The sequence below is a fragment of the Cryobacterium sp. Y29 genome (assembly GCF_002929825.1).
Taxonomy (GTDB): domain Bacteria; phylum Actinomycetota; class Actinomycetes; order Actinomycetales; family Microbacteriaceae; genus Cryobacterium.
Genome location: NZ_PJJN01000027.1, coordinates 1 through 12098, shown reverse-complemented (window position 1 = coordinate 12098; position 12098 = coordinate 1). Strand labels below are relative to the sequence as shown.

The 12098-nt window shown below is 58.1% G+C and carries 13 protein-coding genes and 2 pseudogenes; 6 read left to right on the top strand and 9 right to left on the bottom strand.

What is annotated here, in order from left to right:
- Positions 1–20 precede the first annotated feature (20 nt).
- The 7 genes from CXY74_RS03615 to CXY74_RS03585 all read right to left on the bottom strand — a co-directional run bounded on the left by CXY74_RS03615 (position 21) and on the right by CXY74_RS03585 (position 6260).
- Positions 21–953: a carbon-nitrogen hydrolase family protein gene (locus tag CXY74_RS03615; RefSeq protein WP_104199173.1), complete on the bottom strand. Its 933-nt coding sequence runs from the start codon at positions 951–953 to the stop codon at positions 21–23.
- A gap of 43 nt (positions 954–996) precedes the next feature.
- Positions 997–1701 (bottom strand): ABC transporter ATP-binding protein, encoded by a 705-nt coding sequence (locus tag CXY74_RS03610; protein WP_104199172.1) that lies wholly within the window; start codon positions 1699–1701, stop codon positions 997–999.
- Positions 1688–2455: an ABC transporter ATP-binding protein gene (locus tag CXY74_RS18355; protein WP_370446120.1), complete on the bottom strand. Its 768-nt coding sequence runs from the start codon at positions 2453–2455 to the stop codon at positions 1688–1690. The genes CXY74_RS03610 and CXY74_RS18355 overlap by 14 nt, the downstream gene beginning before the upstream one ends.
- Before the next feature lie 17 nt (positions 2456–2472).
- The gene (locus CXY74_RS03600; protein ID WP_104199170.1) at positions 2473–3489 is read right to left on the bottom strand and encodes a branched-chain amino acid ABC transporter permease; all 1017 of its coding nucleotides are present in this window, start codon (positions 3487–3489) and stop codon (positions 2473–2475) included.
- Positions 3486–4370 carry a branched-chain amino acid ABC transporter permease gene (locus CXY74_RS03595; protein WP_166789814.1) on the bottom strand — a complete coding sequence of 295 codons (885 nt, stop codon included), beginning with the start codon at positions 4368–4370 and terminating at the stop codon, positions 3486–3488. The genes CXY74_RS03600 and CXY74_RS03595 overlap by 4 nt, the downstream gene beginning before the upstream one ends.
- Before the next feature lie 156 nt (positions 4371–4526).
- Positions 4527–5747 (bottom strand): ABC transporter substrate-binding protein, encoded by a 1221-nt coding sequence (locus tag CXY74_RS03590; protein WP_104199168.1) that lies wholly within the window; start codon positions 5745–5747, stop codon positions 4527–4529.
- 21 nt (positions 5748–5768) lie between these two features.
- The gene (locus CXY74_RS03585; RefSeq protein WP_104199167.1) at positions 5769–6260 is read right to left on the bottom strand and encodes a hypothetical protein; all 492 of its coding nucleotides are present in this window, start codon (positions 6258–6260) and stop codon (positions 5769–5771) included.
- A gap of 114 nt (positions 6261–6374) precedes the next feature.
- Between CXY74_RS03585 and CXY74_RS03580 the strand changes: the two genes are divergently transcribed.
- A complete protein-coding gene (locus tag CXY74_RS03580) occupies positions 6375–6935 on the top strand; it encodes a TetR/AcrR family transcriptional regulator (protein WP_104199166.1) in 561 nt (186 codons plus the stop codon).
- A 249-nt stretch (positions 6936–7184) separates the two neighbouring features.
- Positions 7185–7448 (top strand): annotated as a pseudogene (locus CXY74_RS18160) (recombinase family protein); the annotation flags it as partial.
- Between the two features lie 40 nt (positions 7449–7488).
- Here the strand turns inward: CXY74_RS18160 and CXY74_RS17865 are convergent.
- Positions 7489–7701, bottom strand: a pseudogene (locus CXY74_RS17865) (IS3 family transposase); the annotation flags it as partial.
- Positions 7702–8287: 586 nt separating this feature from the next.
- Here CXY74_RS17865 and CXY74_RS03565 point away from each other — a divergent pair.
- The 3 genes from CXY74_RS03565 to CXY74_RS03555 all read left to right on the top strand — a co-directional run bounded on the left by CXY74_RS03565 (position 8288) and on the right by CXY74_RS03555 (position 10989).
- Positions 8288–9292 (top strand): hypothetical protein, encoded by a 1005-nt coding sequence (locus CXY74_RS03565; RefSeq protein WP_104199165.1) that lies wholly within the window; start codon positions 8288–8290, stop codon positions 9290–9292.
- A gap of 11 nt (positions 9293–9303) precedes the next feature.
- Positions 9304–9936 (top strand): hypothetical protein, encoded by a 633-nt coding sequence (locus tag CXY74_RS03560; protein ID WP_146070047.1) that lies wholly within the window; start codon positions 9304–9306, stop codon positions 9934–9936.
- Positions 9937–10206: 270 nt separating this feature from the next.
- Entirely contained in the window at positions 10207–10989 is a 783-nt protein-coding gene (locus CXY74_RS03555; RefSeq protein WP_104199163.1) for a metallophosphoesterase, read from the top strand.
- Between the two features lie 102 nt (positions 10990–11091).
- On the opposite strand, the gene CXY74_RS03550 is transcribed toward CXY74_RS03555, so the two are convergent.
- Positions 11092–11505, bottom strand: a complete 414-nt coding sequence (locus tag CXY74_RS03550) for a DUF2510 domain-containing protein (protein ID WP_104199162.1) — start codon at positions 11503–11505, stop codon at positions 11092–11094.
- A gap of 102 nt (positions 11506–11607) precedes the next feature.
- Between CXY74_RS03550 and CXY74_RS03545 the strand changes: the two genes are divergently transcribed.
- Positions 11608–12021: a type I restriction-modification system subunit M N-terminal domain-containing protein gene (locus CXY74_RS03545; protein ID WP_104199161.1), complete on the top strand. Its 414-nt coding sequence runs from the start codon at positions 11608–11610 to the stop codon at positions 12019–12021.
- Positions 12022–12098 lie beyond the last annotated feature (77 nt).

Here is a 12098-nt window from a genome sequence, read left to right as displayed (position 1 = left end):
TGGGGCTCGAAAGCAACGGGCTAAGCGGGATGAGGACCGTTGATCCGCATCGAGTCCGACTGTCCGTAGAGGTCCGTTCGCACCAATTCTTCATAGAGATCGGGCCGACGGTCCTGCACCAAGTTGAGCCCGAAGAAGCCGTTCGTCCTGCTCCGAACGACCTCGGCCTCAAGGTCTGCCGTGTGAACAACAACCCCCTCCTCATCGTCGAGCGCAGCAACAACGTTGCCGAACGGGTCCACGATCTGCGAACGACCCCAGTAGTCCAGTCCCGTACTGTAAGCCCCCTTCTCGCAGTGGTTGGACGTAACCAACCACATCTGGTTGAAAAATGCATTCGCTCGGGCAGCAAGGTCATGGGAATACCCGTGATAGTCCGTTTCTCGGTCGTGTCCTTTCATCGGCCATGCCGTGGACTTCAGCGCGAGATTGGCACCCTTCAGGGCAAAAGTTCGCATCACCTCCGGGAACGCTAGGTCATAGCAAATCAAGCTTCCGGTCCGGGCGAACGGAAGATCAAAGACCGGTAGCTCCTGTCCAGGATTGAAGTACGGGAACTCGAACTGGTTGTGGGTTTTGCGGTACACATTCACGACACCTTCAGGTCCGATGACGGCCGCCGCATTTAGAATCACGTCACCCCGAACAGCCCTCTCAGCCAAGCCGAGCTGGATGTACATGCCATGCTCTGCCGCCTTAGCAGCGATGACATCCGTCGCTGGTCCTGGAACGGTTTCGGCGTTTCGGTAGTAGTACTGCTTTTGGGCTACGCTGCTGGTGCTCCCTAAAGCAAATGCTAAGTCGGCGTAGCCTTGGAGCCCCACCTCAGGCAACACGAGAATGTCCGCCCCCTTGGCCGCAGCCTCATCGATCATTTCAACAAACTTCCCCAGGTTGCGACCTTTGTCTTGCTCTATGCGGACGTTTGCGGTCGCGAGAGTAGTAGTAGGCATTTCACTCCTTTTTGTGCGTTATTGGCTGCGCAGAACAACTGCATTAGACCTGCTTCTTGTGAAGGCCAAAAGTTTCTTCCATGAAGAAATCAATGTCCGTCGAGTTCGACGGGTCTATAACTCGGGCGATTTCACCAACTCGCAGCAGTGCCATCCGGTCGGCCACTTGGGCGGCGCGGGTAACGCTCTGCTCCACCAGCACAACACCCATTCCTTGCGTGCACAGGCGCGAGACGTGGCCGTAGATCTCATCGATTACCGATGGGGCCAAGCCAAGCGCAGGCTCATCGAGTAACAGGTAATCCGGTTGACGCAACAGCGCCCTAGCAAGGGCAACCATCTGTTGCTGGCCACCACTCAGAAGTGATGCCGCTTCACCCGTGCGGCCCTTCAGCGCCGGAAACAAATCCAGAATGTCGTCGAGCTGCTTGCGTTGGGCCCGCGTTGTCCCCAGAACGATATTTTCTTTTACCGTCAGATCCGCGAGCAATCCTCGTCCCTCGTGAACGACAGCGATTCCGTTTGCACGCACGCGTCGATGAGTGGGCAGCCTACGAATATCACGCCCATCGATGCTGATCAACCCCGTAGTGGTCACCAGGCCAGCAATGGCGCGGAGCGTCGTTGTCTTACCTGCCCCATTGGTCCCGAGTAATGCGAGTGTTTCCCCGCGCGCAACGCTGAGGTTTACGCCAAAGAGAACCTGAGTTGTGCCGTACCACGCCTTTACAGATTCAAGCGTGAGCATTAGCTGCCCTTCCGAAATAGGCGATCTGAACCCGCGCGTCCGAAAAGACCTCTTGCGGCGTCCCGGTCATGACGTGACTACCCGAATCCATGGCGATCACGCTCCCGCAAAGTCGCGTGACAAAATCAATATCGTGCTCAACTACCGCCATTGTCAGCCCGGTTTGTTCGTGCACTCGGACCAATGCTCCCGCCAGCTCAATCCGCCCACGTTGGTCGAGACCGGCAGCCGGTTCGTCCAAGAGCACAACTGGTGGTGCGCTGATAAGCACTCGCGCAACTTCAACCAGCCGTCTGCTAGCGAACGGAAGAGAGTCCACGGACCGGTGAGAGTCCGAGCTCAGCCCGAGGAGCTCAAGCACGTCGGCGGCCTTACTTCGAGCTACCGTTCGCCATTTCCAATGTGCAGGGAGGCCAAGTATCTGCGAGCAATCTGACGGTTGATGCAACCGTTCAGCGCCGAGGAGGACGTTATCTAGAACGCTTTCCCGCTCCAGTAGACGCACTGTCTGGAAGCCCCGGATTACCCCCGCCCGCGCTCGTCGGTGCGCAGCGAGTGTAGTCACGTCCTTCTCCTCGAGGTACACGACGCCGCTGTGCACGTCCGTAAAGCCGCTGAGCGCGTTGAGCAGAGTAGTCTTCCCAGCCCCATTTGGACCAATCAATCCAGTAATGGCGCCGGCCCGAAGCCCAACACTCACCTCACTAAGTGCCGTGAAGGAGCCGTAACGCACAGTGAGCTGATCCGTCCGCATCGCATAACCAGTCGCGTTCATGCTCGGTCCTCCTGTGCTCGCATGCGGGTAATCAGGGACTTGATATGGGCGAAGACTCCAGAAAAACCATCGGGAAGCAGCAATGCCGTTGTGGCCAACAGCAATCCGCCCGCAAGGGCATACAAGTTCGGCTGTCCGATCAGATTGAAGCCTTCTGGCAGCAGCACGATGAAGGCAGTGCCCATCCAGGCACCCGCCACGCTCCGTGATCCACCGATGACCACTGCCGCAAGAAGGAATACGGAAGCGAAGAGATCGAAATCTGGCGGGGCGATAAAGCCCGTCGTGGCGGAGTAGAGCCAGCCGCCGATGCCGCCGAACACGGCGCTCAGCACGAAGGCGATGATTTTTGTCTTAGGTATGAACACCCCGACAGAAACGGCTGCCATCTCGCTGTCGCGAATTGCCATCATCCGTCGTCCAAGGTGGGTTTGCCCAAGGTTGAGTGCAAAAAGCGTCAGTGGCACCGCAAAGGCGAGTGCCACCAAGTAAGCATCCAGGGGATAGCTCGTGTCGAAACCAAAGATGATCAAGGGCTCTACAGGCGCCCCTTGACTGCCGCCAGTCCATTCCGTGGAATTTATGAGCAGCCAGTTGAAGAGCTCGCCAAATGCAAGAGTGACAATCGCGAGCCGAAGCGGGGACAATCTAAGCGTCGGCAGACCGACAATGAGAGCCACAAGAGAAGCAGCCCCGATCACCGCCAGCAATTGTATTCCCGGTCCTAGGCCGCTTTGGGCTACTAGATAGCCGGCGTAGGCGCCTACACCCATGAACGCGCCTTGTGCCAAAGACATCAGTCCGGCCCGCCCGTAGAGAATCTGGAGCCCCATAGCCGCAATACCAAAGGCGAGGATTTTAGCGGCGACGAACATCCAGTAGTCCCCGAAAAAAACGAGAGGAACAGCCGCAATGAGACCGACAATTACTACTGTCGACAGGTGAGGCCACCGGGCAGGTGGCGGGCTCATCATGGATGGGGTCGCGGGCAGTTGTCGAATTTGAGTGGTCATGCTCGAACCTCGTGGCGGGCCGCAGTGAATCGCTTGGGCATTACTGCCAACGCAATAATGATGAGAAGGAAGACCGCCGGCGTTCCGGCGCTCGATCCCCAGATGAAGATCGCGAGCGCCTCGTAGACCCCGATCCCGATGGCGATCACGAGTGGGGCAAAGAACCGATCCATCCCGCCGATCATCCCGGCAACAAATGCCTTGATGAGTACCGGAGTCATGTAGAACGCATCGACGGAAAGCCGGCTGGCAACAAGGACGGCTACCAACGCCGCGAGCAAACCAGCAAACGTCCAAGTACCGAGCCGCAGGAGACGTACGTTTACCCCTGCTGAGGCGGCGATGTCCGCGTTCTCCGCGCTCGCACGTAGTTCCATACCAAGGGTTGTGCGGCTGAAAAGTACGTAGACGCCCCCTATGACAAAAACCCCCAAAACCATGATCGCCACGTCGTTGGCATTGACAACAACGCCGCCAAGTACCGTCCGTTTATCTCCCCCTAAAGAAGGGAAGGCGTGAGCATTTGCGTCAATGAGTAGCTGCATTACGGCCGTGAGAAAGAGAAAGATACCCAGGGTGACCACTAGGTCAAGACCTGGTCGTCCAGCAGGAATCTTGGTGATAACGATTATCCCGATCGCACTGTTGACAACCACGGCCAGAATTGCCCCTATCCCAATCGCGACAGGAAGCGGCAGTCCGAGTGATGACCAGAAGAACCACGCTGAGAATGCGGCAACCATTCCCACTTGGCCAAAGGCGAAGTTCACGGTCTTACTGACCTGAAATACGACCATAAAGCCAAGAAGCAGGAGGGCGTACAGCAAGCCCGAGGTTAGACCTCCCAATATGAGCTGCCCGAACGGATTGCTTGATTCCACCGTGATCCACCGTTCCTTTCGATTGGTACTCTTCATTCGCGGCCGAGCAGGATTGGTCAGGAACCTTCCTTACCCGGCCACGAGCGATTCAAGGGTGAGTCGCGCTGAAGTTGACGGCTGGCCGAGAGGAAGCCCCGAGGGCCACCGTGCCGGCGACTACTTGACGTCCTGAAGAACCCTGAGCGTGGTTCCTTCAATGACGGCCACGCCGACAGACTTGACGCCGTCGCGGCGGTCAGCCCCCCAGGTGATAGGGGGATAAATGCCAGTCTCGAAACCATTGAAGCTCTCCAAGGATTCGATGACGCAGGGACGGGAAAGTCCCTTCGCCTTCTTCAAAGCCTCGGTCGTGATCATTGCTTGCACCCAACCCTGCTGGTTGAACTTGGTCGGGGCCTTGCCCGTCAGGTCTGTATACGTTGCAATGAAGTCAGCCGCTGTCGGGTCTTCGGTCGACAAGTTCGCGGTCTCCAGTGCAACGAGCATCCCTTGCGACACATCGCCATACTCTTCGATGTATGACTCGTCGCTCATTCCGCCCCACGCTACCGTCGTTGGGGTGTATCCGACTCTGTCCATCGCCTTTAGTAGGCCACCTGTGTCGGCGTTGGTCAGGACCAGATAGACGTACTCCGCACCGGCCTGGGTCAGCTGCGTCACAATCGGCGTGAAATCGGTCGTCCCGGGTGTCTCAGGGATGTAGAGCAAGTCGATTTCCTTGTCGCCAATCGCCTTCTTGATACCCGCCTCAGAGTTCTCACCGACGTTGCCAGCGACTGCAACAAGGGCGACCCTACTCGGGGAATCGTTCTGCAAAATGTAGTTTGTTACCGATTCAAATTCGGTGATGTAGTCGACGGCAGCCATAAAGATATGAGGGTTCTTCATATTTCCCAGTTCGTCACTGGGGGCATACGGTGCGATCGCCGGAACCTTGTTGCGCTCGAGATAGGGGACTGCCCCAAGGAAGTTAGGTGTTCCTTCGCCCCCGGATACAACAAAGATCTCCTCCTGTTCAACCAGCTGACGCATGCGGCTCTGTGCTGTCGAGGGGTCGTATTCGTCATCGAGAACCATCAGTTCGATCTGTCGTCCCTGCACTCCACCGTCAGCGTTAACCATGTCGTAGTACGCCTGCTGGCCGTCCCGAGTGGCCATACCTGTCGCCGCACCGGATCCACTTAGCGGCATGGTCGTTCCGACCTTGATCACCGAGTCAGTCACGCCAGGCCCGACCTCCGTAGGTACGCAAACTCCACTGACGGCCAGATTCGAGCCAGAACCGGAAGCGGTTGCAGCGCATCCGGTCAACAACAACCCGACTGCGGCAATACCCGCAAGCGCGCGTGCGCCCGTGAAGAGAGGTGAATGTGCCATTTATTTGCCCTTCTGATGTGATTACTGGGTTTGGTATAGATCTAGGAAAGCAGCGGCAATGTCGAGCGCGATATCCGCCGCATTCACTGTTGGGACCGAAACGGGCTTGCCCTCAGATAAGGCGCAAAGTTGGAATTCGCCAGCGGCCGGGGAAAAGTCAGGGACAGCAGGACCCAGGATCGCGGCGGCCATTGGCCGCACGATCTTGTCAGCGCTCCGGCTCCAATGAAGTCCCACTCGGAAATGATCAGCCTTTTCAAGATCGGCGAGCATTCCTACGTGGCAGTCCCAGAAATCAATTGCGTCAATAGAAAGCGCAACCCAGTCCCAAGACGCGCCGGCGTCATTCAGTCGTTTCGCATTTGGCGAATCTGAGGTTAAAAGGTTCTGCCCTTCGTGCACAAGGATGCGCGTATCGAGACCAGTGCACCTGGGCCCGCATCTCAGACGCTGCGCCAGCTTTTCCACAGAAGATTGCACCTTGCCAGCCCCCCACTTCTGGTAACGGACCATGCGGTCCGTTCGAATACTTCAGACTGTAGCCCAGGGCTTGCCGGGAGCGCTAGCTTTGTGACGGAACTTATTTAAGATTATTTGGAGGGGATCCCGCTGGCGAAAAAGAAACGAATGTTCGACGACACTCGAGCAGGGATACTCAAGCTCAGTGCATCGTGGATTGCGAAGGAGAGCTACCACGGAACTAGCCTTTCTGAACTCCTTCGAATGACCGGAATCGGAAAGGGAGGTTTCTACTATCATTTCGCCAGCAAAGAGCAGCTGCTCCTTGAAGTGATGCTGGCCCCGATCGAGCGGGTTCTCGACACGGGGCAGAAGATTGTGGCCCATGACGGGCCTGCAGCCGATCGACTCATAGCTCTGGGAAACGACCTAGGATCGTCAGTCGACGACGACCTTGACTCATGGATGGCCTTTCTGCGCGAGTACAGCGCACTCAGCGACGAATCAAAGTTCCGCGTGCTGGAGCGCCGGCGAGAGTATCTGGAGCTTTGGTACGCAATCATTCGTGATGGTCAGGCCAATGGCGAGTTTCGTGAAATGGACCTAGCTTTCGTCGAGTCACTTCTCGGCGTGTACGTCTACACCTTTGTTTGGGCAGAGGGAGGCAAGTCATCGCAGGAATTGATTGGTTCGGTCATGGAAATGCTGCTCCACGGTGTCAGGAGGTAATCCGTCATCATCGTGGTCCACTTGGATGACATTAGGGAAGAGCTTGAAACCTTGTGACCCCCGGGTGAGTTCCGCACGGCGTGATCATGGCCTTGTGTCTGATACTAGGATTCTTCAGAAAACTACTGATTTTCAAGACAAACGGGCGCCCGACCTTCATTGGCATCATTGCCAATCAGAGCGGCAACTTCGAATGTCTCGACAAGTCATCCCATCCTTCAGACGTCTCGGATTCGCCCCGTGGGCCAAATGAGACAGGCGGTCTCACGGACGTTCTCGGACGGCCGAATCTCGGTGTGCAAAATGCATCGGCGCACTGTGGTCATGGCACTCCTCGGCTACACGCGCATGAGCACTGCCCACCAGGACGCGCAACTTCAGACTGACGCCCTCCTGGCTGCCGGCGTCCACCCCGAACACCTCTTTCCAGACGTCGTCTCGGGTAGCAAAGAAGCTCGGATTCGGTCAGGCATGCAACAGCTACTGGCCTTCGCCCGTTCCGGCGACACTGACCTGCTGCGTGTATTTTGGACAGCGGAATTGGTGGATTTTTCTACGCTGCCAGTGCTGGCTGTTGATAACCATAGTGGACTTCGTTGGGCCGGCGACATCCGAGTGCGGAGTGCCGGCGGCGGCTGTTATAGAACCCTTCGATATATCGGATGACGTCGTTGCGAGCTTGTGATTTTGTAGCGTATGCGGTGCGATGAACACGCTCGTTCTTGAGCATCGAGAAAAAACTTTCGGCCATGCTGTTGTAGCCACATTAACCGGCTAATCGAGGTCAATTCTCTGGCGAACGATCTTTTGATGGTTAGGAGTTGGTCCCGGTCCTGCGTTCTCGTTCGAGGTGGCGGAGGCGTTCCTCGTGGTGGCGGAGGCGTTCCTCGTGGTGGCGGACACGGTCAGAGATGGCCTCGATGCCGAGGCGGAGGTGCATCACGAACCGTCCCGGATTCTCTGCCGCTTTCTTCCTGCGGATTGCTGCCCTCCATGTCCCACCTATGGTCGGCCGGTGGCCGATAACGTTCGATTATGTCCGGTTCAGTCCGATCGACCGCGTGCACCGGAAGGCCGCATCCCATGCGCGGGCGGCGGGCAGCCATCTCCACGTTTGATGGCGCGGCTCCGAGCTGCGCTACATCGTCACGACTGTGACTTCCCAAATTGACTATCACGAGAAGAATTCGTAACCTTTTTGAGGTACGGAGCACCACCCCCGACGGAGACGCTGACTCGTCATCCTGAAATGAGCGGGTCAAGGAACATAACTCTCGCTCCAGTGAACTCATAGTTTTATCCAGCCAGCCCACGATCATCCCGACTCGAGTCAGCGAGCTTCGAAGGAAATCGTGTTCAAAAACCGCTTATCTCCTGACAACTCTCGCTTGCGCCAGTCGGTGACCGGCGAAAACTTCACTGCCGCCGACCGACATGCTCGCGCCTGCTGGAACAGCGGCTTGTCCGTCCTTCCCCCGGCGTCCCCGGACCAGCTCTGGTTGGAGGGACAGTTCCTGTGGGCACTTTCCAGCCTGAAATTCGTGGGGCGGGGGCGGAAGCGTGCCGATGATTACGAGCTGCTTCGAGTGGAGCCCCACGCGGATCACCTCGTCATCAAACTCGATCCTGCGCGGGAACTCTCCTACCTTGCGGCGCGGGTCCTTCCTGCGGTGGACGAACGGTCCGGGTACATCCATGGAATCCCGGGCCTTCGTTTCCGCATGCACCCCCGAGGACTGTCCCTGTACGTTCCCGGCACCAACGCTCATATGGTCCTCAATCGGGTCTCTGAGAGAGCATGGCGGCGCGCCGTGTCTAACGCGTTTGTCGATCTAGACCCCCGCCTTCATCTCTGGTCTCAGTCACCGGCAGACGTGACGCAGGCAGAGTCCGACCGTTGGGACGAGTACCGTAACGCGCGCGGGGATGATCTAGTTAGCATTCTGTTGCGACGCGTCCGAGCACTCGAAATTCTCCAGCCGTCGATGGTCGACACATGGTTCGTTACCGAGCGGAACCTTCACGTTGATCTCTGGGTGACGGACCACAATCGAGAGCTAGCGAACGCTTTCATCGCGACGATGACGGACGTTCGGCTAACTCCTCATCTGGCGTTCCTCGGACGGGATGGAACGTGGTTGGAGTTCGGGAGTGCCTCCGGTGGCAGGATCGTGGTCCGCGTGGAGCTCCACCCGACGTCGCCGTTCATCGGCTCTTCGCAATTAGGAGTGTTGTTGGGGTCGGAATCCGCCAGCGTCAAGGAGCGAACGGGGATGTCCTTGGCGTACGTTCAGGCTGTGACAAGTGGATGCGAACAACGTGACACGCTATGCAGCCCGGTGTCGGTGGAGAGGTGAAGGATGCATTTATGGAATCGCTCATTGAATTAGACGTTCATCACGCCGTTGGAATCTTCCGCGTGGAGACGCAATCCGGCACGGCGTATGTGGTCAGCCGGGCCATCGTCTCGGACGCGTGGTGGGTCAAACGACTGCCGGGTCCTGACGCGGAACCATTGTGGCTGGACCTCGGCGGTCCGATCGCTCGGCTGGAATGCCGAGTTGGGGAGAGCGCCCGGTTTGACACCGAAGCGGGATCGTCCAGCATCGAGCTGTGGGCGGTGAGCAGTCCCGTAATGTCAATCCGGCAGATGCCCGGCGAGTTGAACATGGCCGATACCGCTTTTGTCCGAACCTACGGTGGCTTGAACTGGGATGGCAGTTCTGATGGTGGCGTGGAGTATGCGGCGGCAGTTGACCGTGCGCGCCGCGCCTCCGCGGCCGCGCAGCCTGTCACCGTGAAAGCACTCGGCGAAATCCTCCACGTCACGGGGGCGAGCTTCGCTTGGCGAACGAATGGCGATCTCGCACTTATTATGAATACGCCACAGCCGGATTTGGCCAAGAGCGATGGAGTACCAATGACGCCCTGGGCGTGGCTCGCCGAACATCACGATCCGAGCGCTGTGCTCGATTTGCTCGAGAACGACGTCGAATGGTGAACGGGTCTATCGTCTACATCACCGCGGTGAGGGTGCATGAGAACTGCACCTGGGATGCGCGTTAGACGCTTTGGTCGAGCGCCGGCACGGCCAACGCTAGGAGATTATCTCCTTGTCGTAATCCGTATACTTTTCGGCTTCGAACCATGTGCGAGAAAGGCTGAGCGCGCAGCTCGACGAGCTGACAGCGCAGTACTCCGTCATCACGACTGTCGGTGGGCACTGCAACACTGGCCTTTGGTTCATTGATGACAAAGAGGAGTCCGAGGCATGGTGGAGCATCAAGAGAGCACCGTGGTCGGATTCGCGGGCGACTGGCACGGGAATATCAGTTGGATCGGCCGCGCGATACCGGCGCTTCGACGCGCCGGCGTGACCACCCTGTACCACGTGGGTGATTTCGGCATTTGGCCCGGTGAAACCGCATTTATCTCCACCGTCGAATATTGGGCGAAGCTGGCTGCACTCACAATTTGGGTCACCCCGGGCAACCATGACGACTACGACCAGATCGATGCTCTCTTCGCCGGTAATCCATACAAGCCTCAGCAGCTGTCTGAGCACGTCTGGGTTCTGCCCCGCGGCCATCGCTGGACCCACGCCGGCCGATCATTCGTATCACTGGGCGGGGCCGCGTCGACCGACGTCAGCGGCCGAATCCCCGGTAAGACATGGTGGCAGCAAGAAGAGATCCGTCCCGAAGACGTTGCTCGAACGATCAGTGGCGGGCACGCGGAAGTCATGATCTCCCACGACGCCCCACTCGAAGGAACGTCGGCAGTAGCACGCCTTCGCCACGAGAACCCGAACGTGCTCTCCACTGACGCCTTGGCATACGTTCAGGCGGGGACAAATCGTCTCACTGAAGCGGCCGAAGCGATCCGACCAACAATTCACGTCCATGGGCACTGGCACGCACCGGATGAGATCCAGCTAGACCGTGAACGGCGCGTGTATTCGATGGGCATGGACTTCCAAACTCGAAATCTTGCAACTCTCGACCTGACTTCCCTGCGGTGGTCATGGCTCGACGACCCTAAGCTCAGGGTGTAGCGGCAAGCCGAAGGGCCTACTGACGCGGACTCTCTGCGCCTGCTCTTCGAACCTCAGCTCGGCCGTGAAGGCCCGACGACAACTGCTACCACTTCTCTCGCCTCAAAGCTTCGCGTTAGCCACGTCCACATATTGACGGATACAGAACACGTCGACAATGAACCAGATGACTGCTGCGACCAGCATGACAACTCCAACACCAACGCCCGTCAGCGCCCACCCACCCCAGTACAAAGCGAGGAAGCCGATGGCCGGTCCAACGCGGCCCAGATAGAAGTTGTGCGCCGAGAAACCGCCCAAGAACCAGAAGAACAAGTACGCAATCCCGCTCGTCTTTTCGCCGGGTCGCGCGGACAGGTATACGACCTGCGGCGGCGCGCCCGGCGCGGCGACCTTGGGGGTGGCGTGTTCCGTCCATCCGGAGCCGTCCCACCAGCGGTTCACCGTCGAATTGTCTGGGCTCGTGTACCAACCTGCTGGTGGCTGTTGCGGCGTCGCTGCTATTTCATTACTCATCGTTCCCCCGTTGATTCGATCTCAGAGTACCGCCCGCACGGAGTGGACGTCACTCGTCACGAATAGGCTGAACCTAATACGGAATTGGGGAGCTCTACAAACATGGCTGACAACAACAACGGGGCATTCATCTGGTCGATCGCAAATCTGCTCCGCGGCGTCTACAAGCAGGCCGATTACGGCAAGGTCGTGCTCCCCTTCACCATCCTGCGCCGCCTCGACGCCGTACTCGAACCCACCAAAGACGCGGTGCTCGCCGAGTACGAGAAACGTAAAGATGGCAGCATCCCCGTCGAGAAGCTTCTGCCCAGCATCTCCCAGCATGACTTCTACAACACCAGCCTTTACACCGTCGACAAGCTCGGCGGTGACCCCGCCAACGTGCGCGCAAACCTCCTCAACTACATCGACGGCTTCTCCGCCAACGTGCGCGACATCTTCGACCGCTACGACTTCCCCGCCCAGATCGCCCGCCTCGACGAAAACGACCTGCTCTACCTCGTCGTACAGAAATGACCTGCCGCGGATATCTCGGACAGTGGGCCCTCTTAAAATGAGGGATCACTGAAAGTCGAGATCAGCATGACCGCAGC

Excerpts from the sequence above, each read along its gene's own strand:
- CXY74_RS03615 (WP_104199173.1), bottom strand. The coding sequence starts at position 953 with ATGCCTACTACTACTCTCGCGACCGCAAACGTCCGCATAGAGCAAGAC.
- CXY74_RS03610 (WP_104199172.1), bottom strand. The coding sequence starts at position 1,701 with ATGCTCACGCTTGAATCTGTAAAGGCGTGGTACGGCACAACTCAGGTT.
- CXY74_RS18355 (WP_370446120.1), bottom strand. The coding sequence starts at position 2,455 with ATGCGGACGGATCAGCTCACTGTGCGTTACGGCTCCTTCACGGCACTT.
- CXY74_RS03600 (WP_104199170.1), bottom strand. The coding sequence starts at position 3,489 with ATGACCACTCAAATTCGACAACTGCCCGCGACCCCATCCATGATGAGC.
- CXY74_RS03590 (WP_104199168.1), bottom strand. The coding sequence starts at position 5,747 with ATGGCACATTCACCTCTCTTCACGGGCGCACGCGCGCTTGCGGGTATT.
- CXY74_RS03585 (WP_104199167.1), bottom strand. The coding sequence starts at position 6,260 with ATGGTCCGTTACCAGAAGTGGGGGGCTGGCAAGGTGCAATCTTCTGTG.
- CXY74_RS03580 (WP_104199166.1), top strand. The coding sequence starts at position 6,375 with ATGTTCGACGACACTCGAGCAGGGATACTCAAGCTCAGTGCATCGTGG.
- CXY74_RS03560 (WP_146070047.1), top strand. The coding sequence starts at position 9,304 with ATGGAATCGCTCATTGAATTAGACGTTCATCACGCCGTTGGAATCTTC.
- CXY74_RS03555 (WP_104199163.1), top strand. The coding sequence starts at position 10,207 with ATGGTGGAGCATCAAGAGAGCACCGTGGTCGGATTCGCGGGCGACTGG.
- CXY74_RS03550 (WP_104199162.1), bottom strand. The coding sequence starts at position 11,505 with ATGAGTAATGAAATAGCAGCGACGCCGCAACAGCCACCAGCAGGTTGG.
- CXY74_RS03545 (WP_104199161.1), top strand. The coding sequence starts at position 11,608 with ATGGCTGACAACAACAACGGGGCATTCATCTGGTCGATCGCAAATCTG.